The organism is Streptomyces sp. NPDC001889 (assembly GCF_053594535.1).
Genome location: NZ_JBSFER010000012.1, coordinates 116434 through 139459, shown reverse-complemented (window position 1 = coordinate 139459; position 23026 = coordinate 116434). Strand labels below are relative to the sequence as shown.

23 protein-coding genes are annotated in these 23026 nt (G+C 73.5%); 10 read left to right on the top strand and 13 right to left on the bottom strand.

The genetic code is table 11. The features are described 5' to 3' along the window. Nucleotides 1-67: 67 nt before the first annotated feature. Entirely contained in the window at nt 68-1096 is a 1029-nt protein-coding gene (locus tag ACWCRA_RS15800) for a GlxA family transcriptional regulator (protein WP_451067852.1), read from the bottom strand. Between the two features lie 143 nt (nt 1097-1239). Here ACWCRA_RS15800 and ACWCRA_RS15795 point away from each other — a divergent pair, with 143 nt between their 5' ends. The 6 genes from ACWCRA_RS15795 to ACWCRA_RS15770 all read left to right on the top strand — a co-directional run bounded on the left by ACWCRA_RS15795 (nt 1240) and on the right by ACWCRA_RS15770 (nt 7537). Next, nucleotides 1240-2064: a S1 family peptidase gene (locus tag ACWCRA_RS15795; protein ID WP_451067851.1), complete on the top strand. Its 825-nt coding sequence runs from the start codon at nt 1240-1242 to the stop codon at nt 2062-2064. Nucleotides 2065-2300: 236 nt separating this feature from the next. Next, the gene (locus ACWCRA_RS15790; RefSeq protein ID WP_451067850.1) at nt 2301-3278 is read left to right on the top strand and encodes a GlxA family transcriptional regulator; all 978 of its coding nucleotides are present in this window, start codon (nt 2301-2303) and stop codon (nt 3276-3278) included. Between the two features lie 261 nt (nt 3279-3539). Then, nucleotides 3540-4070, top strand: coding sequence for an NADPH-dependent FMN reductase (locus ACWCRA_RS15785; RefSeq protein WP_351556429.1), 531 nt, complete (start codon nt 3540-3542; stop codon nt 4068-4070). Between the two features lie 135 nt (nt 4071-4205). Beyond that, a complete protein-coding gene (locus tag ACWCRA_RS15780; RefSeq protein ID WP_351556426.1) occupies nt 4206-5171 on the top strand; it encodes an ATP-binding cassette domain-containing protein in 966 nt (321 codons plus the stop codon). Beyond that, a complete protein-coding gene (locus ACWCRA_RS15775) occupies nt 5168-6040 on the top strand; it encodes an ABC transporter permease (RefSeq protein WP_351556423.1) in 873 nt (290 codons plus the stop codon). Before ACWCRA_RS15780 ends, ACWCRA_RS15775 begins: the two co-directional genes overlap by 4 nt. Nucleotides 6041-6358: 318 nt before the next feature. Then, on the top strand, nt 6359-7537 hold the full coding sequence (locus tag ACWCRA_RS15770; protein WP_451067849.1) for a MerR family transcriptional regulator: 1179 nt from the start codon (nt 6359-6361) through the stop codon (nt 7535-7537). Between the two features lie 84 nt (nt 7538-7621). Here ACWCRA_RS15770 and ACWCRA_RS15765 read toward each other — a convergent pair whose 3' ends face one another. The 7 genes from ACWCRA_RS15765 to ACWCRA_RS15735 all read right to left on the bottom strand — a co-directional run bounded on the left by ACWCRA_RS15765 (nt 7622) and on the right by ACWCRA_RS15735 (nt 15901). Beyond that, complete coding sequence (locus ACWCRA_RS15765) at nt 7622-10972, bottom strand: ATP-binding protein (RefSeq protein ID WP_451067848.1); 3351 nt, start codon at nt 10970-10972, stop codon at nt 7622-7624. Between the two features lie 367 nt (nt 10973-11339). Further along, entirely contained in the window at nt 11340-11942 is a 603-nt protein-coding gene (locus ACWCRA_RS15760; protein WP_451067847.1) for an FMN reductase, read from the bottom strand. Continuing rightward, nucleotides 11939-13090: an LLM class flavin-dependent oxidoreductase gene (locus tag ACWCRA_RS15755; RefSeq protein ID WP_351556411.1), complete on the bottom strand. Its 1152-nt coding sequence runs from the start codon at nt 13088-13090 to the stop codon at nt 11939-11941. The genes ACWCRA_RS15760 and ACWCRA_RS15755 overlap by 4 nt, the downstream gene beginning before the upstream one ends. A gap of 251 nt (nt 13091-13341) precedes the next feature. Further along, nucleotides 13342-14145 carry a bestrophin-like domain gene (locus ACWCRA_RS15750; RefSeq protein ID WP_351556408.1) on the bottom strand — a complete coding sequence of 268 codons (804 nt, stop codon included), beginning with the start codon at nt 14143-14145 and terminating at the stop codon, nt 13342-13344. An 83-nt stretch (nt 14146-14228) separates the two neighbouring features. Next, complete coding sequence (locus tag ACWCRA_RS15745; protein ID WP_351556405.1) at nt 14229-14519, bottom strand: hypothetical protein; 291 nt, start codon at nt 14517-14519, stop codon at nt 14229-14231. Nucleotides 14520-15371: 852 nt separating this feature from the next. After that, the gene (locus tag ACWCRA_RS15740) at nt 15372-15563 is read right to left on the bottom strand and encodes a hypothetical protein (protein ID WP_351556445.1); all 192 of its coding nucleotides are present in this window, start codon (nt 15561-15563) and stop codon (nt 15372-15374) included. Nucleotides 15564-15613: 50 nt separating this feature from the next. Beyond that, the gene (locus ACWCRA_RS15735; RefSeq protein ID WP_351556402.1) at nt 15614-15901 is read right to left on the bottom strand and encodes a hypothetical protein; all 288 of its coding nucleotides are present in this window, start codon (nt 15899-15901) and stop codon (nt 15614-15616) included. Between the two features lie 95 nt (nt 15902-15996). Between ACWCRA_RS15735 and ACWCRA_RS15730 the strand changes: the two genes are divergently transcribed. After that, on the top strand, nt 15997-16203 hold the full coding sequence (locus ACWCRA_RS15730) for a hypothetical protein (protein WP_351556400.1): 207 nt from the start codon (nt 15997-15999) through the stop codon (nt 16201-16203). Between the two features lie 21 nt (nt 16204-16224). On the opposite strand, the gene ACWCRA_RS15725 is transcribed toward ACWCRA_RS15730, so the two are convergent. From ACWCRA_RS15725 to ACWCRA_RS15715, 3 genes are all read right to left on the bottom strand, one after another. Then, nucleotides 16225-17325 (bottom strand): magnesium and cobalt transport protein CorA, encoded by a 1101-nt coding sequence (locus tag ACWCRA_RS15725; protein WP_351556442.1) that lies wholly within the window; start codon nt 17323-17325, stop codon nt 16225-16227. Between the two features lie 162 nt (nt 17326-17487). Further along, nucleotides 17488-18273: an aminoglycoside phosphotransferase family protein gene (locus ACWCRA_RS15720; protein ID WP_351556397.1), complete on the bottom strand. Its 786-nt coding sequence runs from the start codon at nt 18271-18273 to the stop codon at nt 17488-17490. A 42-nt stretch (nt 18274-18315) separates the two neighbouring features. Next, nucleotides 18316-19764 (bottom strand): chloride channel protein, encoded by a 1449-nt coding sequence (locus ACWCRA_RS15715; RefSeq protein WP_351556394.1) that lies wholly within the window; start codon nt 19762-19764, stop codon nt 18316-18318. A 341-nt stretch (nt 19765-20105) separates the two neighbouring features. On the opposite strand from ACWCRA_RS15715, the gene ACWCRA_RS15710 reads away from it, so the two are divergent. The 3 genes from ACWCRA_RS15710 to ACWCRA_RS15700 all read left to right on the top strand — a co-directional run bounded on the left by ACWCRA_RS15710 (nt 20106) and on the right by ACWCRA_RS15700 (nt 22237). After that, nucleotides 20106-21452, top strand: coding sequence for a hypothetical protein (locus ACWCRA_RS15710; RefSeq protein WP_451067846.1), 1347 nt, complete (start codon nt 20106-20108; stop codon nt 21450-21452). Nucleotides 21453-21508: 56 nt separating this feature from the next. Continuing rightward, nucleotides 21509-21976: a DUF7144 family membrane protein gene (locus ACWCRA_RS15705; protein WP_351556388.1), complete on the top strand. Its 468-nt coding sequence runs from the start codon at nt 21509-21511 to the stop codon at nt 21974-21976. Between the two features lie 90 nt (nt 21977-22066). Further along, nucleotides 22067-22237, top strand: coding sequence for a hypothetical protein (locus ACWCRA_RS15700; RefSeq protein WP_451067845.1), 171 nt, complete (start codon nt 22067-22069; stop codon nt 22235-22237). A gap of 22 nt (nt 22238-22259) precedes the next feature. Here ACWCRA_RS15700 and ACWCRA_RS15695 read toward each other — a convergent pair whose 3' ends face one another. Both ACWCRA_RS15695 and ACWCRA_RS15690 read right to left on the bottom strand, forming a co-directional pair. Beyond that, the gene (locus ACWCRA_RS15695) at nt 22260-22706 is read right to left on the bottom strand and encodes a hypothetical protein (protein ID WP_351556382.1); all 447 of its coding nucleotides are present in this window, start codon (nt 22704-22706) and stop codon (nt 22260-22262) included. A gap of 69 nt (nt 22707-22775) precedes the next feature. Then, nucleotides 22776-23018 (bottom strand): DUF397 domain-containing protein, encoded by a 243-nt coding sequence (locus tag ACWCRA_RS15690; RefSeq protein ID WP_351556379.1) that lies wholly within the window; start codon nt 23016-23018, stop codon nt 22776-22778. Between the last annotated feature and the right edge of the window lie 8 nt (nt 23019-23026).

Sequence of the window (23026 nt, the reverse complement as noted above, 5' to 3'; positions counted from 1 at the left end):
ACGGGAACGGGACAGGACAGGACGGGACGGGACGGGACGGCACGGCGACGGAGCGCGGTCGCCGTGCTCAGCCCGTCCCGCCGCCTCCGTCCCCTCCGTCCCCTCCGTCCCCTCCGTCGCCTCCGTTGTCCTCCGCCCCGGTGAGGGTGGTGACCAGGGTGCGGAACGCCGTCCGGTAGACGCTCGGGCTGGTGCCGGTGAAGCGCTGGAAGTGGTGGCGCAGATTGGCCGGTGTGCCGAACCCCGTCCGCGCCGCGACGCGTTCCACCGGCTCGTCCCCGCGCTCCAGCAGCCGCTGGGCCCGCTGGACCCGGGCGCGCAGCAGGTACTGGAGCGGGGTGAGCCCGGTGTCCGCCCGGAAGCGCCGGGTCAGGCTGCGGACGCCCAGCCCCGCGTGCGCGGCGATGTCGGCGAGGGTCAGCGGACGGTCGAGATGGGCCTCCATCCACCGGGTGGTGGGGGCGAGCGGGCTGTCCCGCGGGGTGACGGCGCTGTACGCCACCGGGTCGTCCGGCGCGGTGTGGAGCTGGAGGAACATCTGGCGCTCCGTCTCGATCGCCACCCGTGTGCCGTGGTCCAGGGTGACCATGCGCAGCCCCAGATCCACCCCGCCCAGTACCCCCGCCGCGCTGAGGAACGGGCCGTCCCGGACCACCGAGCCCTCCGGGTCCACCTCCGTACGGGGATGGAGCCGGGCCAGCTCCCCGGTGTGCCGGCGGCTCGTCGCGGCCCGCCGGCCGTCGAGGAGCCCTGTCGCCGCGAGCGTGAACGTGCCCGTGCCGACCGCCCCGATCCGGGCGCCCCGGGCGGCGGCGGCCCGCAGCGCGTCCGCGACCTCCGCCGGCGGCTCCTCCCGGAAGCCCGCGTGCCCGGGCACCCAGATCGTGTCGGCTCCGTCGAGACCCTCCGTACCCCAGGGCGTCTCGATCCCGAAGGAGCCGGGCGCGGCGGTGGCACGGAGCTGCGGGACGGCACAGAACCGCAGCTCATAGGCGACCTGGGGGTGGTGTCGCACCGCTGTTCCGAAGACCAGTCCCGGCCCGGTGAGCTGATGCCCGGGGACGGAGTCGAACACGAGGACGGCGATCACAGACATGTCCGGAATTTAGCCGAGGGTGACATTCAGGGAGCTGTTTCCCGCCCCGCCGGGAACGTGAGGATGAGATCACGGAAGACGGAAGCGAGGGGACGCCCGGCTCCGTGCCCATCGGACCACCACCCTCCCTGAAAGGCCCTCCCATGCTGCTCCCGCACTCCCGCGACACCGCCGCCCGCCCCGCCCGGCGGATACGACCCCGGCCGGCCGGGGCGGCGGCGGTCGGCGCGGCCTCCGTCCTCGTCCTCACCGCGATGACCGGCAGCGCGGGAGCCATCGTCAACGGGGACCGGTCGACCGAGCGCTACCCGTTCATGGCGACGGTCCCGATGTCGGTGTACGACGCTCAGTGCGGCGCGTCGCTGATCCACCCGCAGTGGCTGCTCACCGCGGGACACTGCGTCGAGAGGACGATGATGACGGGGAAGGTCCGCGTCGGCAGCGAGAACCGGAAGCACGGCGGCACCGTCCGCGAGGTCGACAAGATCATCAGGCACCCGGGCTACAGCGCCGGGGGCGGGCACCGCAGCCAGGACGACATCGCGCTCATCCGCATGGACCGCCCGGTCGGGCAGCGGCCGATCGCCATCGCGAAGAAGCCGGGCGGGGCCGGCACGCCCACCCGGCTGCTGGGCTTCGGCACCGTGCACGACACGCCCGAGGCCGAGCGGTGGGTCTTCCCCGACCGGCTCCAGCAGCTCGACGCCCGCAGGGCCGCCGCGTCGGAGTGCAGCGGCATCGGGGCGAAGGAGCTGTGCACCACCAGCCCCAGGGCCCGCGCGATGGCCTGCAACGGGGACTCGGGCGGGCCGCAGCTCCAGCGGAACGGGGCCGGGCGGTGGGAGCTGATCGGCGCGACCTCCGGCGACGGCGACACCGATCCGCTCTGCGCCTCCGGCAAGGGCATCTACACCGATGTGACCGCCTACAAGGGCTGGATCTCGCGGAACATCGCCAGGAACAGCTGAGCTGTCGGGCGGTGCGCGGCCGGCTCTCCCGCCGCCCGCGCACCGCCCGCCGTTCGCCGACCGCGCACCGCCCGCTCCCGGTGCCGCTCCCGCTCCGGTGCCGCCCCCCCGGCTCCGTACCGCCCCCGTGCTCTGTACCGCCCCCGTGCTCTGTACCCCCCGGCTCCGTACCGGCGCCGACTCCCGTACGCGGCCCGCAGAGGCCGTCCGGGACACCCGGAAGGTAGGTTCGGTCCATGCCGGTGATCGCCGTTCTCGCCCTCGACGGAGCCCCCGGACATCAGCTGACCGCCCCGGGTCTCGTGTTCGACGCCGCCGCCCGGACCCACCGCCGGGCCCGCTACGAGGTCCGCGTCTGCGCCGGTCCGGGGTTCACCGCCACCGGCGGGCCGGTACCGCTCCGTATCACCGCCCCCTGGGGGACGGACGGGCTCATCGGCGCCGGCGCCGTCGTCCTCACCGGCCACGACCGCCACCGGGAGGAGCCGCCGGCCGCCGTGCTCGACGCGGTCCGCGCGGCCGCCGCGCGCGGCAGCCGGATCGCCGCCGTCGGGACCGGCGCCTTCACCCTCGCCGCCACCGGCCTCCTCGACGGCCGCCGTGCCACCACGGGCTGGCGGCACACCGCCGAACTGGCCCGGCGCCATCCCCGTGTCGAGGTGGACCCGGCGGGCACGGTCGTCGCGGACGGCCCGTTTCTCACCTCGGCGGGGATCTTCGGCGGGGTGGACGTCTGTCTGCGTCTGCTCGCCCTGGACCACGGCCCGCGCGTGTCCCGGGAAACCGCCCGGCAGCTCATCACGCCGCTGCACCCCGCCGCCGACAGTGTCCACGAGGGCATCGCCCGGGAACTCGCCGACAACGGGGGTCTGGAACCGACCCTGAGGTGGGTGCGGGAGCGGCTCCACCTCCCCCTGACCCCGGCCGACATGGCCGGCCACGCGGGGATCAGCGTCAGCAGCCTGGGCCGGCGCTTCCGGGCCCGCACCGGTGTCACACCGCGCAGGTATCTGCTGGACGCGCGCCTCCAGCGGGCGCGCCGGCTGCTGGAGGAGACCGACGAGCCCGTGGAGCTGATCGCCGCCCGCACCGGCTTCGGCTCACCGGCCCGGCTGCGCCACCACTTCCGCGCGCTGACCGGCCTGACCCCTCGTGCCCATCGGGTGGCCCACCGCGCGGCCCACCGGGCGTCCGGCGGGGACACGGGCCGGTAGACCCTCACCGCGAGACGGCGCCGCGCGGGCCTTCCGGTCGCGCGGCCCTGCGGTCGCGCGCTCGCGAGATCGGATCTCGCGAGCGCGCGACGCCGTCTCGCGCCTTCTCCGTGACGGCGCGGAACGGGCGCCACCGGAGCCGGGCCGCCGAGCAGAGGGAGGGCACACGTGCGGAAGCGGGACGGGCGGCACGGGCGGCACGGTCAGGACAGTCAGGACAGTCAGGACGGGCGGGACTGTCCGCCGGATGATCACTCTCCGTTGCGAGTCGCCGTCATCATCGGCAGTACGAGGGAGGGCCGCGCCGGTGAGGAGATCGGCCGCTGGGTCACCGGGCGGGCCGGTGACCGCACCGATCTGGAGCTGTCGGTGATCGATCTGCTCGACTTCGACTTCCCCGCCCGCTACCCCGACCGCACGACCGGCCCGGCGGCCGACTTCGCGGCGTTGATCGCCGCCGCTGACGGCTTTGTCGTCGTCACCCCCGAGTACAATCGTTCCTTCCCCGCCTCTCTCAAACAGGCCATCGACTTCGCCTATGACGAGTGGCGCGGCAAAGCGGTCGCCTTCGTCAGCTACGGCCACGGTTCCTGCGGGCTGTACGCGGTCGAGCAGCTGCGCTCGGTCTTCACCGAGCTGCACACCGTGACCCTGCGTAACGTGGTCGGTATCGACCTCCTCGGCGCGGGGTGGGAGGAGCGGGAGCGCGCTCTGCACCGCATGCTCGACCAGCTCGGGTGGTGGGGGCTGGCGCTGCGGGAGGCCCGCGCGGCGCGGCCCTATGTCTGCTAGCCCGGGACCTCCTGGTCCGGGAGGTCCGGGAGATCCGGGATCGGTCTCCCGGTCGGCGATGAGTTCCGCCGCCCGTTCGAGTCGACAGAACCAAGACGTCCAATCGAAGATCCATTCGAAGGAAATTTCTCGTCAATGAGTACAGAACTGGCAATTGAGGCCGAGGGTCTGGTGAAGATCTTCGGTGAGAACCGGGCCGTCGACGGCGTCGATCTCGCCGTCCCCGCCGGCACCGTCTACGGCGTCCTCGGGCCGAACGGCGCGGGGAAGACCACCACCGTGAAAATGCTCGCCACCCTGCTGCGCCCCGACGGGGGCAGCGCCCGGATCTTCGGCAAGGACGTCCGGAAGGACGCGGACGCCGTCCGCGCCCGGGTCAGCCTCACCGGGCAGTACGCCTCGGTGGACGAGGACCTCACCGGCACCGAGAACCTCATCCTGCTCGGCAGGCTCCTCGGCCACTCCAGGTCCGCCGCCCGCGCGCGGGCCGCCCAGCTTCTGGACGCCTTCGGGCTGACCGAGGCCGCCGGGCGCCAGGTGAAGAACTACTCGGGCGGCATGCGCCGCCGTATCGACATCGCCGCCTCCATCCTCAACACGCCCGATGTGCTCTTTCTCGACGAGCCGACCACCGGTCTCGACCCGCGCAGCCGCAACCAGGTCTGGGACATCGTCCGCGCCGTCGTCGCCCACGGCACGACCGTCCTGCTGACCACGCAGTACCTCGACGAGGCCGACCAGCTGGCGTCCCGGATCGCCGTGATCGACCACGGCCGGGTCATCGCGGAGGGCACCAAGGGCGAGCTGAAGGCGTCCGTCGGGGCCGGCGCGGTCCATCTGCGGCTGCGGGACGCCGCGCAGCGGCCCGAGGCCCAGCGGGTGCTGGCCCTGACCCTCGGCTCCGAGGTGCTGCTCGACCCCGACCCGGTCGCGCTGACGGCCCGGGTCAACGGCGGCGGTGACCAGAGCGCGGCCGAGCAGGCGGGGCGGGCGCTCGGCGAGCTGGCCCGCACCGGAATCACCGTGGACAACTTCTCCCTGGGCCAGCCCAGCCTGGACGAGGTCTTCCTCGCCCTGACCGACAAGAAGGGGGCGGCATGAGCACCGCGACCACCACCAAGTCCGCCCAGGACAAGAGCGCCGACGATCTGCTGCTCGATGCCCCGAGGGCGGAGGATCTCGCCGCGCTGCTGGTCAGCAAGGAGAAGCCGGCGAAGCCCAGCGCGCTCTCCGCGTCGCTCACCTTCGGCTGGCGGACCATGCTCAAGATCAAGCATGTGCCCGATCAGCTCTTCGATGTGACGGCCTTCCCGATCATGCTGGTGCTGATGTACACCTACCTCTTCGGAGGTGCGCTGGCCGGCTCCACCTCGGAGTACATCCAGTTCCTGCTGCCCGGCATCCTCACCATGAGCGTGGTGATGATCACGATGTACACGGGCATCGCGGTCAACACCGATATCACCAAGGGCGTCTTCGACCGCTTCCGCACGCTGCCGATCTGGCGGCCCGCGCCGATGGTGGGCTATCTCCTCGGCGATGTCGTGCGCTATGTCATAGCGTCCGCGGTGATGCTGACCGTCGGCATGATCATCGGATACCGGCCGGACGGCGGGCCGCTGGGCGTGGTGCTCGGGGTGGCGCTGCTGCTGGTCTTCGCCTTCGCCTTCTCCTGGGTCTGGACGATGTTCGGGCTGCTGCTGCGCAGCGAGAAGTCCGTGATGGGCGTCAGCATGATGGTGATCTTCCCGCTGACGTTCCTGAGCAATGTCTTCGTCGACCCGAAGACGATGCCCGGCTGGCTCCAGGCGTTCGTGAACAACAGCCCGGTGACCCATGTCGCCACCGGTGTGCGGGAGCTGATGGCCGGCGAGTGGCCGGCCGCCGATATCGCCTGGTCCCTGGGGTGGTCGGCGTTCTTCGTGATCGTCTTCGGTTTTCTGACGATGCGGCTCTACAACCGCAAGTGACCCCCGCGCACGGGGGACACGGGCAGGCGGCGGACGCTCTCCCGGCCGGGTTCTTCCCCACTCGGCCGGGAGAGTGTCCGCCGCCGTGGTCCCCACCGCCCCCTCCCCGGTGGCCGGCCGGCGCGGACCGGACGTCCGGTGCGGCTGGTGCTGGTGCTGGTGCTGGTGCTGGTGCTGGTGCGGCCGGCGCGGGCCGGTCGTGCGGTGCGTGCGGTGCGGCCGGTGGGGGCCCGTCCGGCCGGTGCGGTTGACCTTCTCCCCCGGGGAAGGGCCAGCATCGATTCCGCCGGGCCCGCCGCCCGGTGCGAGGGAGGAACCATGGACCGGCTCACCATCGGCGCGTTCGCCCGGGAGTCCCGGCTGTCGGCGAAGGCGCTGCGCCGCTACGACGACCTGGGGCTGCTGCCGCCGGCGCGCGTCGATCAGTTCACCGGCTACCGCTACTACAACCGCTCCCAGCTGGACCGGGCCCGGCTGGTGGCATGGCTGCGGCGGATCGGGATGCCGCTCGTCCGTATCCAGGAGGTCTGTGATCTCCACGGCACGGACCCGGCCGCCGCCGCGCAGGCGATCCGGGCCTACTGGGCCCGGGTGGAGGCGGAGACCTCCGCCCGCCGGGACCTGGCGCTCTTCCTCGCCGATCAGCTCGTTCAGCCATCGGGGAAGGACACCGTCACCATGACGTCTCTGGGAATCCGCTATGCCGCCCGCACCGACCGGGGGGCCGTGCGCCCCACCGATCAGGACGCCGCCCACGCCACCCCGGGCCTGCTCGCCGTCGCCGACGGGTTCGGCGGCGAGGGCGCCCTCGCCAGCGCCGCGGCGATCGACGCGCTCAGGAACATCGAAGGGCTGGAGGGGCCGGAAGGACCCGGCCCCGGTCCGGACGGCCCGAGCCGCCCGCTGCGGGCCGGGGATCTGCTCAACTCCCTGGAGGACGCCGTCCACCGGGCCAACGCCGCCGTGAGCGGACTCGCCGAATCCGGTACGACCCTGACCGCGCTGGTCCGGAGCGGCTCCCGGCTGGCGCTCGTCCATATCGGTGACAGCCGCGCCCAGTTGCTCCGCGACGGGGAGCTGTCCCGGATCACCCATGACCACACCGTGGTGCAGCGGATGATCGACGAGGGCTCGCTGACGGTGGAGGAGGCGGCCTCGCATCCGCAGCGCACCCTGCTGCTGAGGGCCCTGACCGGCGATGAGGAGACCGCCCGCCCCGATCTGCGGCTGCGCGAGGCCCGGGCCGGCGACCGGTATCTGCTCTGCTCGGACGGGCTGTTCAACGCCGTGCCGGAGGCGCTGATCCGGGAGGCGCTCACCACGGTCGCCGACCCCGAGGAGACCGTCACCGCCCTGATCGCCCTCGCCCACCGGGCCGGCGCGCCGGACAACATCGCCTGTGTGGTCGCCGATGTCGTCGCCCTGGAGGAGACGGCGGCGGATTCCGGGGCGGCGAGGAAGCAGAAGGCTCTGGGCCCCGGGCCCGACATCCGCTGACCGGGCCCTGACCCCGCTTCCGCGTTCACCGCCGGTGCCGGGGCGCCGTGGTCGGAATCCACCGCCCGGCCCGGGGCGCCGTGGTCAGAGCCGCCACTCCACCGGCTTCGGCGGGCGGTAGGAGCAGTGCGCCCCGGTCGTCACCGACTCCCGCAGATGCGCGGCGAGGGGCGGGTGGAGCTTCGCGAGCTTCCGCAGGCTGTCGCGGATGCGCGCGGTGACCGTCTTACGGGCCCGCTCGGCCTCGTCCCCCAGCCGCCGCGTGCGCCCGCCGAGGCCGGCGGCCGTGCGCAACTCGTCCAGCAGCGCCGCCCGCTCACGGGTGAACTCCTCCGCCCTGCGGGTGTCGCCGAGGACGGCGGCCCGGTCGATCTCCTCGTCCAGCCGCTCCAGACGGAGCCGGTAGCGGAGCTTGGCCTCGTCGTCCAGCACCGGATCGCCGCCCAGGCCGCGAGCGGCGATCGCCACCGCACCGGCCTCGGGGGCGAGCAGGGAGACGGCCGCGAGGTCGTCCCCCGGGTGCGCCAGGAGGGTGTGCAGGTCCCGCAGCCCCTTGGCGTCGGGCACATGGACGGAGAGCCCGTCGAAGGAGAGCTCCCAGACGGCTCCCTCCCGCCGGAACCGGGGCCGGGAGGTCTCCTTCTCCCGCCCGGGACCCTCCGCGCCGGGCGCCCCGCCGGACAGGGCCGCCTGCGGTGCTCCGGCCGCGCCCCCGTGGCCCGACCGGCCCGGGAACCCGCCCTCGTGACCCGACCGGCCCGGGAACCCGCCCTCGTGACCCGACCGGCCCGGGAACCCGCCCCCGTGACCGGCTCCGCCCCGGGACCCTCCCCCGGCATCCGGACGGGACCGCGCCGGCCCTTCGGCGCCGGCCGCCGGGGCGGGCAGCAGATGGGTGAGCCCCAGCTCCTCCGCGTCCCGCCGCACCCCCTCGGCGAGACCCCGGCCCCCGGCCGCCCCGGCCGCAGTGGCACGGGCCTCCGGGCCCAGCAGCTCCAGCAGCGCCGCCCGCGCCCGGACCGACCACGGCCGCGCCCGGAGCCGGTCCGCCGACTCGCGGGCCGCCGTCAGCTCCGCCACCGCGGCCTCCCGGTCGCCGCGCGCCGCATCCAGCAGCCCCAGCCAGAGGTCGACGGGACCGCTGATGTCGCACCCCCACAGCGACACCACCCACTGCCCCCGGTACGGCGCCAGCGCCGCCCTGGCCTCCTCGATCCTCGCCCTGTCGCCCGACACCGCCGCCGCCTGGGCCCGCATCCGCAGCGCCAGCGGCTGGAACGCCCGGGGCAGCGGCTCCCGCAGCGCCGCGATCCCGTCCGCGTGGAGCAGGGCGAGAGCGGTGTCGCCGGTCTCGGCCGCCGTCACCCCCGCCAGCAGCTCCGGATAGGGATGCGCCTCCTTCACCTGCTCCCGTGCCTCGGCGAACCGGCCCTGGAGCATCAGCTGCGCCCACCGCATATGGGAGGCCACATAGTGGTAGGGCGCCTGCCCGAGGCCGAGGTCCGTCACCTGGGAGAGCAGTTCGGTGCCCTCGTCGAACCGGCCGCTGAGGGTGGCGACCAGGGAGTTGTCGACGGACTTCGCCAGCTCGTGGCGGCGCAGCCCGGAGCGCTCGGCGAGCCTGCCGAAGGTGCGGAGCTGGTCACGGAAGCGCGGATCGCCCAGCTCCAGCAGGGTCACCCAGCGCATCGAGCCCGCGTGCAGCTCCAGGTCCGTGTTCCCGGAGCGGCGGGCGACAGTGATCACCTCTTCGGTGAGGGCGAGCCGCTCCTCGCTGGTGCCCAGCCCCCAGATGGTGTCGTGCCGTGCCCAGAGGGAGAACGCCAGCGCGTCGTCGTCGGCGCCGCTGCGGGCCAGGGCCGTGGTCCGCACCGCCAGGTCCTGGGCGATCCGTTCGGACGACAGATCTGTCGGGTCCTCCCCGGCGGACCCGATGAGCGCGCGGTGCGCGTCCCGCAGCAGGGTGCTGTTCCGGGTGTCCTCGTCGTGGGCGAGGCCGTACTGGTGGAGGGTGATCGCCACCCGGGCCAGCAGGGTGGGGTCGCGGAGCCCGTGGGCCAGCTCCACGGCGTGGTCGAAGGAGGCGCGGGCCTCCTCGGCGGCGTCCCGCTGCCAGAAGACACTGCCCAGTTCGAGGGAGATCAGCGCGATCCGGCGCCGGTCGTCCCCCGCCGTCTCCATCGCCCGCCGGTAGTGGCCCTCGGCCTCCTCGCTCGCCAGCCGGCCCGCGGCGTGCCGGGCCGCCGCCGTCAGCAGATCGACCCGCTGATCCCGCTCCACCTCCTCGCCGGCGAGATAGGCGTGTCCGGCGAGATCGGCGGAGTGGGTCTTCTCGCTGAGCGCCGGGGCGCCGTCCAGGGCGCGGACGACGGCGGCGTGCAGCCGGCGCCGCCGGGCCTCGTCCAGCTCGCCGTAGAGGGTCTCGCGGACGAGGTCGTGGGCGAAGGCGAACCGGCCGTCCGGCTCCACGGTGACCAGCCGGGCCGCCACCGCGCGCTCCATCAGCCGGTCCGCGTGGGGCACGGGCACGGCGGCCGTCGCCGCGAGCACCTGGCGGTGGAACGCGTGGCCCAGCACGGCCGCCGTCTCCAGCAGCCGGCTCACCTCATCCGGCAGCAGCGCCAGCCGCTGCCGCACCGCCTCGCGCACCCCCGGCGCGACGGTGGTCACCGGGCTGCCGCCGCGCCAGGCGCGGACGGTCTGCTCCACGAAGAAGGGGTTGCCGCCGGTGTGCCGGTGCACCTCGTCCACCAGGGCGGGTTCGGGCTCGACCCCGCCGGTGAGCGCCATCAGCGCCCCCACCTCGTCCCGCCCCAGGCCGGTGAGGGTGACGGTGGCGGCGGCCCGCGCCGCCAGCGGCAGGATCAGCTTCTGGAGAGGGTGGTCGGCGGCCTCCACCTCGACGTCCCGGTAGGTGCCGATCAGCAGCAGCCGCTCGAACCACGCGTGCTGGGCGGCGAATTCGAGGAGCCGGAGCGAGGCGGGGTCCGCCCAGTGGAGGTCCTCCAGGACGACGGCCACCGGCCGTCGCTGGGAGGCGGTGACCAGGGCCGTGGTCACCGCGTCGTACAGCGGGAAGCCCTCGGCCGCCTCGCGGACCGGGCCCGGGTCCTCGCCGAGCAGCATCCCGAGCCGCCCGCCGGCCGCGCGCTCCGCCTCGGCCCACTCCTCCTCGCCGATGCCGCGCCGCAGACCGCGCACCACCTGCACCCACGGCCAGTAGCCCGGGGCGCTGTCGGAATCCCAGCAGGAGCCGCCCAGCACCAGCGCCCCGCGCCGGCGCGCCTCGTCCGCCCCGTCGGTGACCAGCACGGTCTTGCCGATCCCGGCCTCGCCGGTGACGAGCACCAGACCGCCATGGCTCTCCGCCGCGCGGACTATCTCCGCCCGGAGGACACCCGCGGGGTGGTCACGACCGATGAGTACAGGGCTCATGCCCGAAACCTTAGGAGGCGGCACTGACAACGCGCACGGGAGAATGCGCGCGGTCCGTGCCGCCCCGGCCGGGACGGGCGAGGAAACGGCTGGTCGGAGCGGTCTCCCGGCCCCCACCGGCGGACCTCCGGCACCCGGGAGCCCCCGGCACCCGGGACCCGGGACCTCTCCCCGGCGTTCAGGCCCCCGGCGCTCAGGCCCCCGGCACCCGGGCCCTCGCGCTCAGCCCCTCGCGCTCAGCCCCTCGCGCTCAGCCCCCGACCAGGAGCCTCCCGACTGGGAGTCACCGCCCGGGAGTCCCCGACCGGAGCCCCCGCCCAGGAGCCCCCGGGTGCCCGGCAACTCCCGGGCACCCGGTTCCGGAGGATCACGGGAACGACAGCACCGGCACGTCGTCCACCGGCCCCCGCTCCGCCGCCTCCGCCGCCACCAGCCGCGCGAACTGCTCGCCCGCCCGGCGGATGCGCACCGGCAGGGTGTCGGTGAGCGCGTCGCCCGTGCCGCCCCAGTCCTCGGACGCCGCGTAGACCGCCGTCGGGGCGACGATCGCCCGCAGATAGGCGAAGAGCGGTCGCAGCGCGTGCTCCAGCACCAGCGAGTGCCGGGCCGTGCCACCGGTCGCGCCGATCAGCACCGGCTTCCCGGTCAGCGCCTCCGGCTCGATCAGGTCGAAGAAGGACTTGAAGAGCCCGCTGTACGAGGCGGTGAAGACCGGGGTGACCGCGATCAGCCCGTCGGCCTCCGTCACCGCCTCGATGGCCTCGCTCAGCTCCGGCGAAGGGAACCCGGTCACCAGGTGGTTGGCGATGGGCACCGCCAGCTCCCGCAGCTCGACGACGCGGACCTCGACGTCCGTGCCGTCCGCCGCGAGAGTGCTCCGTACCGACTCGGTGAGCCGGTCGGCCAGCAGACGGGTCGACGACGGCACGCTCAGACCGGCGGAGACGGCCACCAGTTTCCGTGCGGTCATCGGGACGCCCCCTCGGCGGTCGGTACGGTGTTCCGCTCGGCGGTCGGTACGGTGTTCCGCTCGGCGTTCGGCGCCGTGCGGGCGGCGGTGACCGCCGGGTGGAGCGGTGCGGACTCCGGCACTCCGGCCGGCCGGAGTGCGGCGAACTCCTTGCGCAGCACCGGGATGACCTCCTCGCCGAGGATGTCGAGCTGCTCCAGCACCGTCGTGAGCGGCAGACCCGCGTGATCCACCAGGAACAGCTGCCGCTGGTAGTCGCCCACCGCCTCGCGGAACCCGAGGGTCCGCTCGATGACCTGCTGCGGGGTGCCCACGGTCAGCGGGGTCTGCTGGGTGAAGTCCTCCAGCGAGGGCCCGTGTCCGTACACCGGCGCGTTGTCGAAGTAGGGACGGAACCGCCTGACCGCCTCCTGGGAGTTCCTGTGCATGAACACCTGGCCGCCGAGACCGACGATCGCCTGTTCGGGGGTGCCGTGGCCGTAGTGCGCGTACCGCTTCCGGTACAGCTCGACCATCTTCTTGGTGTGGGACATGGGCCAGAAGATGTTGTTGTGGAAAAAGCCGTCACCGTAGTACGCGGCCTGCTCCGCGATCTCCGGGGAGCGGATCGAGCCGTGCCAGACGAACGGCGGTACGCCGTCCAGCGGGCGCGGCGTCGCGGTGAAGGACTGGAGCGGCGTGCGGAACTTGCCCTCCCAGTCCACCACGTCCTCCCGCCACAGCTTGTGGAGCAGGGCGTAGTTCTCGATCGCCAGCGGTATGCCCTGACGGATGTCCTGGCCGAACCACGGATAGACCGGCCCGGTGTTGCCCCGGCCCATCATCAGGTCCACCCGTCCGTCCGCCAGGTGCTGGAGGTAGGCGTAGTCCTCGGCGATCTTCACCGGGTCATTGGTGGTGATGAGGGTGGTGGAGGTGGACAGGATCAGGTTCTCGGTGCGGGCGGCGATGTGCCCGAGGAGGGTCGTGGGGGACGAGGGCACGAACGGCGGGTTGTGGTGCTCCCCGGTCGCGAAGACGTCCAGGCCGACCTCCTCCGCCTTGCGCGCGATGGCGACCGTCGCCTTGATCCGCTCGTGCTCGCTCGGCGTGCGCCCGTTGGTCGGGTCGGTGGTGACGTCGCCGACGGTGAAGATGCCGAACTGCATGAGGCTCACCTCTCGATGTCAGATTGGTTGAATGTTGAACCAAACCCTACAACGGGAGACCTCTTCTGGCTATTCCTCTGGCTGTTCCACACCCCGTCCGCGCTGGTCGGAGCAGCACCCCGGCCTCACAGCCCGGCGCCGCCGCCCCCGATCCGGGCGCCGCCGGGCCGCCGGAAGCCGCTCCCCGGGCCGGGGCCGGGCGGGCGGTGGCGGGCCCGGCCGGGGCCGGGGCGGCCACCACGGGACAGGGGTCAGGGCCCGGCGGCGCCGGGGAAGAGCCGGCGGAAGGCGTCGGCGGAGTCCGAGCCCGACCGCCCGAAGGGGGCGTCGAAGTCCCAGACCAGGAAGAGCAGGAACGCGATCAGCGCACTGAACAGCCCGGCGAGCAGCAGCTCGCGGAAGCTGCGCCCCATGCGCATGGTGAAGATCAGGCCCACGGTCACCAGGGCCCCGATGAACAGCCCGAACCACACCACCGCCGGCAGGGTCGACCCCGCGCTCTCGGCGCGGGCGTTGCGGGCGTCGTCGACGACGGCGAGCTGATCGAGGACGGGCTGATAGGCATGGGCCTCCAGCTCGTTCGCGGGCGCGCGCCGGGAGAAGTCCTTCCGCAGCTCCTGGATCAGCCGCGTGCCCCGCTCGGGCAGCTCCCGGCCGTCCACCATCCTCGGCCACTCCTTCTCCACGACATGGGACACATAGGTGTCGATGTCCTGGCGGAGCCGCTCCCGCACCGCGGGCGGGTAGACCTCGGCGCGCTGGGTGACCTCGTGGAGGGCCTGGGCCTCCCGCCGCACATCGTCCTGCGCGGCGCTGCGCGCCTCCCACACGCCCGCGATGGCGAGGCCGAGGACGATGGCGTAGACCACGCCGACCATCATCGTCATGTACTCCAGGACATCGGGGATCTCGACCTCGCGGGCCTCCCTCTCGGAGTCGTCGTCCCCGTCCCCCGCAGGGTCCGCCGCGCGTCTGCGCTGGCTGAGGAGGACGACGGTGAGTACGACGGCGCATGCGGCGGCCATCACGATGGCCAGGACCAGCCATTCGGACATGGTGATCTCCGTGTCTGCTCTGTACGGCTCGGATCGTGCGTGTGTACGCGTGCTCGGGTGACGGGCGGTACGGAGGGCCGTGCTCAGCCGCGCCGGCGCCGGGGGCGCAGGAGGGCGGCGGCGAGGACGGCCGGGACCGTGGTGACCAGGACCAGGACGACCAGGGGGAACCCCTCGGTCTCGGGTCCGGCGACCGGAGCGCGGTTCCGTGCGGGTTCGACCCGCTGGGGCGCCGGTGCCGTGGGCGCCGGGGCGGGTGCCGGGCCGGCGGAGGGCGCGGTGGTGGCCCGGGACGCCCTGGTGGTGCTCGGTGCCGGGGACGGCGGGACGGCGGCCGGGGTCTGCGCGGCCTGCTCGGGCACCGCCGGGGACACCGACACCTCGGGGGCGGGCGCGGGTGAGGTGGCCGGGGCGGAGGGCGATGGCGAGGCCGACGTGGGCGTGGGTGTGGGCGTCGGAGTCGGGGTTGGTGTGGCTGTGGGCGTCGGCGTCGGTGTGGGCGTCGGCGTCGGTGTGGGCGTCGGAGTCGGCGTTGGTGTCGGAGTCGGGGTTGGAGTCGGCGTGGGCGTGGGAGTGGGTGTCGGGGTCGGGCAGGGGGGCGGGGTGGTCGGGGGCGGACAGTGCCGCAGCACCTGGACCGACACGGACACGTCCACGGACACCGGCCGCGGCCCCTGGACGGCGACGGAGGCCGAGGCGCACACCGTCCCGGGCACCGACACATACGTCGACACCGTGAAGGGGAACGGTTCCGCGGGACGGCCGCCGGTCCGTGCCTCTCCACCGCCGCCCGGCACGGGCGCCGACACCGCCGGACGGACCGGTCTCTCCGGGACCCCCGCCGAGGGGGCGGACCACCCCACTCCGTGCGACCCCAGGACCGCCGCGACTCCCAGTGCGCTCAGCTGCTCAAATCCCGCCACATTCGCACGGTAGGACGCAGGCGGCGCACGGAGGTCAACTATCACCCGAAGAGGTGAATAAGACGCTTGTCTGATTCCATGACTCCGGAGTGGGGAGGTAAAGGCGTTGGCCTGCGACGACGCCAACTCGCCCCCGGCGCGCGCCCGTCGGTACCGCCCCGGTCGGTTCGTTCGGAATGTGACCGGAAATCTCCGGGATGATCAGCAGCCCGCAGCCCGCAGCCCGCAGCCCGCAGCCCGCAGCCCGCAGCCCGCAGCCCGCAGCCGCGCCGAGCGAGGCGGGACGCGCGCCTCGGGGACGGCTCAGACGTAGACGACCCGGACGACCGACACCGTCAGAACGGTGGCGCTCACGTAGTAGCGCACCACCACCCCCGCCACCGTCGCCTCCCGGCGGTCGTGGTCCCCCTTGATGGGCGTCGAGCCGTGTCCGTACGGGGCCGCCGCGAGATGGTGCATCGCCGCGTCGAAGCGGGCCCTCAGGGCGGTGCCCATGGCGTGGCGCGAGTGGTCGGCCGGTGGTGCGTACTGGATGCGGCAGCGGTTCACGCCACCCCCGGCCCGGCGGTGTCGGCCGGGACGGCGCCGATGTTCTCGCCACGGGCGAGCCGGTCGAACAGCTCGGTGTCCTCCGCGTCGGCGGGGGTGACCGCCAGCGCCCAGCGGACCAGGGCCGAGGGCAGATCGGCGACGGGCAGATGCTCGATCTCCCGCTCGAAGTCCGCCGCGCGGTCCGCGCTCATGACGGCGCGGATCGCGGCCCGGATCGCGGCGATCGTGCCCGGGAGTTCGACCAGTTCGCCACCGATGCTCGTCTTGAGCGTGGCGTCCATGGCTGCCTCCCGTTGTCGTCCGTCCACGGTAAGCCGCGCACCGGGACGGAGTACACCGGGGTGCGGCGATCCAGGGGCCGTGAGACGGTCTCCGAGTGATCGAATCCCTGCTCTCGGCCTTCCCGTTCCCCTTGGTCGCGGCCTTCTCGGCCGTCGCGCTGCTGCTCGTCGCCACCTCCGCGCTGCGTCTGTCCAGCGCGGGGCGGACCGACCCCTCCGACGAGGCGCGCTCCCTCACCCTCGCGCTCTACGGCTGCCTGGTCGCGCTGCTGACGCTCGGCCTCTTCGTGACCCTCCTCTAGAGGGCGCGGGAGATGGGCCGTTCAGAGCCAGCCGTTGCGGCGGAAACTGCGGTGGATCGCCACGCAGGCCGTCACCATGACGCCGATGACCAGCGGATATCCATAGGTCCAGCGCAGCTCCGGCATATGGTCGAAGTTCATTCCGTAGACACCGCAGACCATGGTCGGCACGGCGACGATCGCGGCCCACGCCGTGATCTTCCGCATGTCCTCGTTCTGGGCGACGGTCACCTGTGCCAGATGGGCCTGGAGGATCGAGTCCAGGAGGGATTGGTACCCGCCTATCTGCTCGCTCAGCCGGGCGAGATGGTCGACCACATCGCGGAAGTACGGCTGGATGTCGGGACCGACCGGCGGCTGGGGCGCGGTGGCCAGTGACCACATCGGCCGCTCCAGGGGCGCCACGGCCCGTTTCAGCTCCAGCAACTCCCGCTTGAGCAGATAGATCCGGCCCGCGTCCGCCTGGCGCGCGTGCTCGCTGAAGACCGCGCTCTCCACATCGTCCACATCGTGGCGGACGGCGTCGGCGACGGCGAGATAGTCGTCCACGACCTGGTCGGCGATGGCGTGCAGCACGGCGGCCGGGCCCTTGGCGAGCTGGTCCGGGTCGTCCTCCAGGGCTTCGCGCAGCGGCCCGAGCGAGCCGTGCCGGCCGTGCCGGATGGTGATCACGAAGTCGGCCCCGGTGAAGATCATCAGCTCGCTGGTGTCCACCACCTCGCTCTCCGGGGTGAACTGCTGGTACTCGTGTCCGACATAGCGGCAGGTCTTGAGGACGGTGAACAGGACCCCGCCCCTGCCCTGCCCGTACCGCTGCACCTTCGGGCGCTGGTGCGCCTGCACGGCGTCCTCGACCGCCAGCGGGTGCAGTCCGAACAGCTCGGCGAAGACGGCGAACTGGAGCTCGGTCGGCTCGTGGAGGCCGATCCACACGAACCCCCTGCCGCGCCCCCGCACCCGGCGCAGGGCGTCCTCCGCGCTGTCGCCGCAGGGCTGCCGCACCCCGTCCTCGTACACCACGCAGTTGACGACCGTGCTGCCGAGCGGGGAGCGGGCCGGGTGGCTGAGATCGACGGTGGGGCGGTGGGCGCGGCGCATCACTCGGCGCAGCTTGTGGATCATCGGCACGGGCGGCTCCTTCGGCGGACCGTGCGTCAGTGTGACACCGCCGGGGCGCGGACGGTGGTCTTCCGGGGCCGGACATCCACCCGCCGCCGGCCTGGCGCGGCCGGTGCGCGGGGCGGTGCGGGGCCGGTCCGGGGCCGGTCCGCGGCTGTGCGCGGCTCAGCGGTCGTCGAGGAGGTACCGCTCGAACTCCGCCCGCCGGTCGATCACATGGGCCGCGTCCGCCAGATACTGGCGATCGTGCCCCTCGGCGATGTGCCGGGCGAAGGCCGCGTTCCCCTCCGCCGCCCGCGCGCGCGTGAACTCCACCAGGGCGCGCAGCCGTTCGGCGACGGTGTCCACCAGACGGTGCCGTCCCGCGCCGTCGAGCCCGTAGCGGTCGCAGAAGAGCCGGGCCCGGAGCGCCTGCTCCCGCGCCGTGCCGAAGCCGTCCGGGTTGCCGGGCGCGGTGAGCGGGGCCCAGCGGTGGACGGCGTACGCGATGTCCCACAGCCGGGGGCCGGGGTGGGCGGCGTCGAAGTCGATGATCCCGGTGACCCGGGTGCCGTCCAGCACACAGTTGTGGGGCGCGTAGTCGCCGTGGCAGATGACCTCGACGGGCGCGCGGGCGGGCAGCATCCACCCCGTGGCGTGGTCGCGCCGGGCGTAGCCGACCGTGCTGTCGTGGTACGCGCGCAGCAGCCGGGCCGCACTCTCCAGCGCCGCCCGGGAGGCGGCGGCGGGGGTCGGCGGATAGTCGCTGACCTCGCCCGGCAGAAAGTCCAGGATCTCGTACCCGTCGCCGGTCACCTCGTGGACGGCGGGCGCCGCGGTGAAGCCCTGCTCCCGGATGTGCCGGAGCAGACCGTGGACGAGCGGGGACCACGGGCCGGTGGGCCGGCGCACCCGCGCACCGATCCGCAGGACCTCGTTGACCCCGCCGGACAGGACTTCGCGATCGTCCATCCCCACCCCTTTGCTGTTCGCTGTTGGTAAACCTCCCCATCATCACCCGTTCAGATGCTTTCGCTCCAGGAGTTGGGAGATGATAAAGCCGATCACCGCGCAGATGACGATCAGTGGCATCTGGCTGTGGGCGTCCTGGCCCATCAGCAGGACGGTGAGGACCGAGCTGGTGACCGGAAGACGGGTCACCACCGCCGCTGCCGTGGCCATCCCGAGTGCGAGGGCGGGGGCGGCGCCGAGCCCCGGCAGCCCCGCGCACGCCACTCCGGCCGCCGCGCCCAGCAGCACCGCGGGGAAGATCGGACCGCCGCGCAGCGAGCCCAGACAGATCCCCCAGGCGAGACCTTTGCAGATCACCAGCGCGATCAGCGCGGCGACCGGCCAGGCGTGCGGATCGGCCGCGAGCGTGCCCAGCGTCGCCTGCCCGGAGAGCGCGGCCTCGGCCGGGGAGCGCCCGGTGATCAGGGCGTACGCGGCGATGGCGACGCCGACGGCGCAGGCGGCGGCGACCGTGCGGAGGGCTCTGCCGCCGCGCTCCGCCCAGCCGGCGGTCAGATGGCCGAGCCGGTGGGCGGTGCTCACGACCACGGCGATCAGTACGGCGGCGGGGACACCCCACAGGAAGTCGCCCGCGTCGGGGTTGACGTTCGGGGGTACGGAAGGGAGTTCGAGGGCGCCGATGGACAGGCCCGTCCACTCGCCGAAGCCGGTGAAGACCAGCGCGCCGACACCGCTGGCCAGCAGGCAGGGCAGCAGCAACAGGGCCAGCCGCGGCCCGGCGAGCCCGGCGGCCTCCACGATCATCACGGCGGCGACCAGCGGGCCGCCGAGGATGGTGGAGATGGCGGTGGTCGACCCCGTGGTGCCGAGGACCATGGCCGCCCGGGGGTCGGCGGCGCGCCGCGCGGGGCGCACGGCGAGCAGGGCCAGCCCGCTGCCGAGCGCCATCAGCGGTGCCTCGGGCCCGAGGACCACCCCCAGCGGGAGGGTCGCGAGCGCCGCGAACACCACCCCGGGCAGCGCGCTCGGCCCCAGCGGGGGGCCGCCGAGCCCCTGTACGGGCACATGCCCGCCGCCGCCCGGGAGCCGGGTGACGACCGGGGCGAGCAGCAGCCCGGCCAGCAGCAGCGCGGGGAGGGGCCACCACCAGGGGGGCTGGTCGTAGCCGGCGGCGCGGGGGAGGGAGTGCCAGACGCCGTGCTGGAAGGTGTGCTGGAGGCTGACGAAGAAGAAGCAGGCGAGGGCGATGGGGATGCCGAGGAGGGCGGAGAGCAGGAGGAGACGGGCGTAGCCGCGGCTGCGGAGGGTGTCGCTGAGGGAGGTCTCCGCCGGGGCGGTGGGGGTGCCGGCGGTGCCGGCGGCCTTCGTGGTCCGGGTGTCCGGCGGGCCTGTCGCGCCGGGCGCGCCCGGTGTGTCCGGTGTGTTTGGTGTGTTTGGACTGTTTGGTGTGTTCGGTCCGCTTGGCTCCGCTCCGTCGTCCGTGGCGCTCATACGGGACCCCGTGGCGGGGTCGTTCCGCGGGCACCCGGTGTACGCATGCCTTCATGCAAGGTGAGCGGCGGCCGGAGTGCGCGGGGGCGGGCCCGAACGGGTGAGCCGGGCGGGGCGGGCCCGCCCGGATGCCACCCGTATGCCGCCCGTGGCTCGCCGCCCGGGCCCGTCCCGCTTTGGCTGGACGCATGGCGATGGCGTCGGACGCACCGAACGGGCCGCACGGACCACACGGGCCACAGGGTTCGCACGGGCCGAACGGGCCGAACGGGCCGCGAGGTCCGGCGGACGCGTCGGGCCCCGGAGCCGGAGGCCCGCACAACGGGGGCGGCGGGGACGAGTTGGACGGGCTCCGGGCGCGGGTCGCCGCGCTGGAGAGCCGGACGGCGCCGGACCGGCGGCACCACCGGGTGCGCTCCTTCCTCTCGGCCCTGCTGATCGTCATCGGCTGTGTGCTGGCGCCGCTGAGCGCGGTCGCCGTCTGGACCGCCGAGGAGGTCGGCGACACCGACCGCTATGTCGCCACGGTCGCCCCGCTCGCCTCGGACCCCGATGTCCGCGCGGCGGCGGCGGACCGGGCCACCGACGCCGTCATGGACCACATCGACCTCACCTCCCTCCTGGAGGGAGTGGCCCCGGCGGACCGGCCGCGCCTGGCCAAGGCGCTGGGGCGGGCGGGGGACGCGCTGGAGAGCGCGCTGAGGAGCTTCGTCCACGACAAGGCGGAGGCGGTGGTGTCGTCCGACACCTTCCGGCGTCTGTGGACCGAGGCCAACCGCAGGGCGCACGACACCGTGGACAAGGCGCTGACCGGCAGCGGCGGGGGTGCGGTCAGGCTGACCGACAACGCGGTGGAGATCGATCTCGGGCCGGTCGTCGACCAGGTGAAGCAGCGTCTGGTGGCGGACGGACTCACGGTCGCCGGGAAGATCCCCGAGGTCCACACCTCGTTCGTGGTCGCGCGCTCCGACGACATCGGCGAACTCAGGACGGGCTTCCGGCTGCTCCAGCTCGCCGGCGTCTGGCTCCCCGTACTGGCCCTGCTGCTCCTCGTCGCGGGCGTACTCCTCGCGGTCCGCCGCCGCCGTGCCGTGGTGGCCGCCGCGCTCGGTGCCGCCTTCGCCACCGCGCTGCTGGGACTGGCCCTGACGGCCTTCCGGGGGATCTATCTCGACCGCCTCCCGTCCGGTGTCTCGCAGCCGGCCGCCGAGGCGGTCTACGACACATTCGTCCGCTTTCTGCGGGCGACGGTACGGATGGTGGTCACCCTCGGTGTGGTGCTGGCCCTCGCGGCCTGGCTCACGGGCCCCGGCCGGCACGCCGTGCGGGTACGCGGACTGTGGCGCTCCGGAATCGTCGCCGTACGGGGTGTGGCCGACCGCGCGGGTCTGCGCACCGGCCCCGTGGGGCCGTGGCTGCGGCGGTGGCGCCGCTGGGTGGTGTGGGTGCTGGTGGCGGGCGCGGTCCTCGCGTATCTGCTGTGGAGCCACCCCACGGGGTGGGTGGTGGTGGGGCTGGCGCTGGCGCTGGTCCTCGCGGTGGCGGTGGTGGACTTCCTGGCGGCGGAGGGCGGTGTATCCGGTGAATCCCCGGATACACCGGATACACCGGATTCTGCGCGATCCGCGGAATCCGGGAATTCACCCGAACGGCCGTATCCGGATGGCGGCGGGAGGGGCGCGGACTGACGCTCGAATCCATGTCCCGTCCGCGTTGGGCGCACGGGTCAAGGAAGGGAGGTCCCATGAGCCACGCATCACAGCAGCCGGCCGGGACTCCGCCACCGAAGGCCTCGCGGGGCCCGGAGACGGGCCACAACAGCGGCTGGGCGGTGGGAGGGGTCGTCTTCGCGGGAATCCTGTTGCTCTGCAACGGGGTGCTCGCGATCCTCCAGGGCATCGCGGCGATCGGCACGGACGATGTCTACGGCCGGGTGGGCGAGTACGTCTACCGGATCAACCTCACCGGGTGGGGCTGGATTCACCTCATTCTCGGGGTGTGTCTGGTGGTCGTCGGCTACGGGATCTTGAAGAACATGGCCTGGGGCCGGTACGCGGGCATCTTCTTCGCGTCGATCAGCCTGATCGCGCAGTTCCTGTTCCTGCCGTATCTGCCCATCTGGTCGGTGATCATGATCGCGATCGATGTGTTCATCATCTGGGCGCTCTCGGCCTACCACCCGGAGGGGCAGGGCCGCAGCGACCTGATCTGACCGCCGGCTCCACACCGACACCGACAACGACACCGACCCGGGCCCGTGCGGCCCGGGTCGTTGTCAGTGCCCCGGGTCGGCGTCGTGGGTATGACTGATCACGGGGACGGGATCGTCGTCCGCCGGGCCGTACGGGCCGATGCCGGTGGCCTGGTCGCGTGCGGTGCCGCGCTCTTCGCGGAGGACGCGGGCACGAGGGACCCGAGCGGGAATGCGCGGTGGCCGGCGGAGCATGCGCTGACGCTGCGGGCGGAGCTGTGAGCGGACGGGGCTGTCCGCGCCTTCACGAAGCACCCGGGCACACGGGTGCCCCGGGGCACGGGATGCCCGGATGGAAGCGCTGGGGGCAGCACACCACGGAGAGGGAGACGAGGTGCTGGGTCCGGGTGTAGTGGACCCAGACGACATCGGTGCCGCGCGGGAGGGCGTCCCGGGCGTGGGCGAGCTTGATGTCGACCCCGGGGTAGCGCCCGTGGGGCGGGTGCGCGGCGTGGATCTCCGCCAGCCAGGCGAGGGCCTGCGAAAGCGCGGACCAGGTGCGGTCGGGGGTGGTCTGGCCGGTGCGCAGAAGCCAGTGACCGGTCTGCATCGGAGGCAGGGGAGAGGCGATGAAGGCACGGGTGTGCGGGTCTTCGGGGTGGCTGCCGGGCCGCCGCAGGGCCTCCTGCGCGTAGGTGTCCCGGGAGCCGGTCCAGGGGCCGTATCCGTGCCAGTGGCCTGACCAGTTCAACGCTCAGCCTTTCCGGGGGTGGGGCAGGGCCGTGCCCTCGCAAGGGATGCGGCCCTGCCGGGGCAAAGGTCAGGCCCCGAGGGTGAGCCCTTGGCGCTTGGCCCAGCCGAGGGCGAAGGTGTCGAGTTCGTCGGCGGTGAAGCGCAGTTCGTGGCCGGCGCCCTCGGGCTTGCTGTCGCGGACGGCGAACCCGGCGGCGAATCCGGGGATCGTGGCGATCTCGACGCAGGTCTCGTGCTCGCCGCCGAGGTTGCCGCCGCAGAAGTTCTCGAACCGGGTCTCTTCGACGGGAACGCTGTAGATGCCGTGCATGGGGGTGT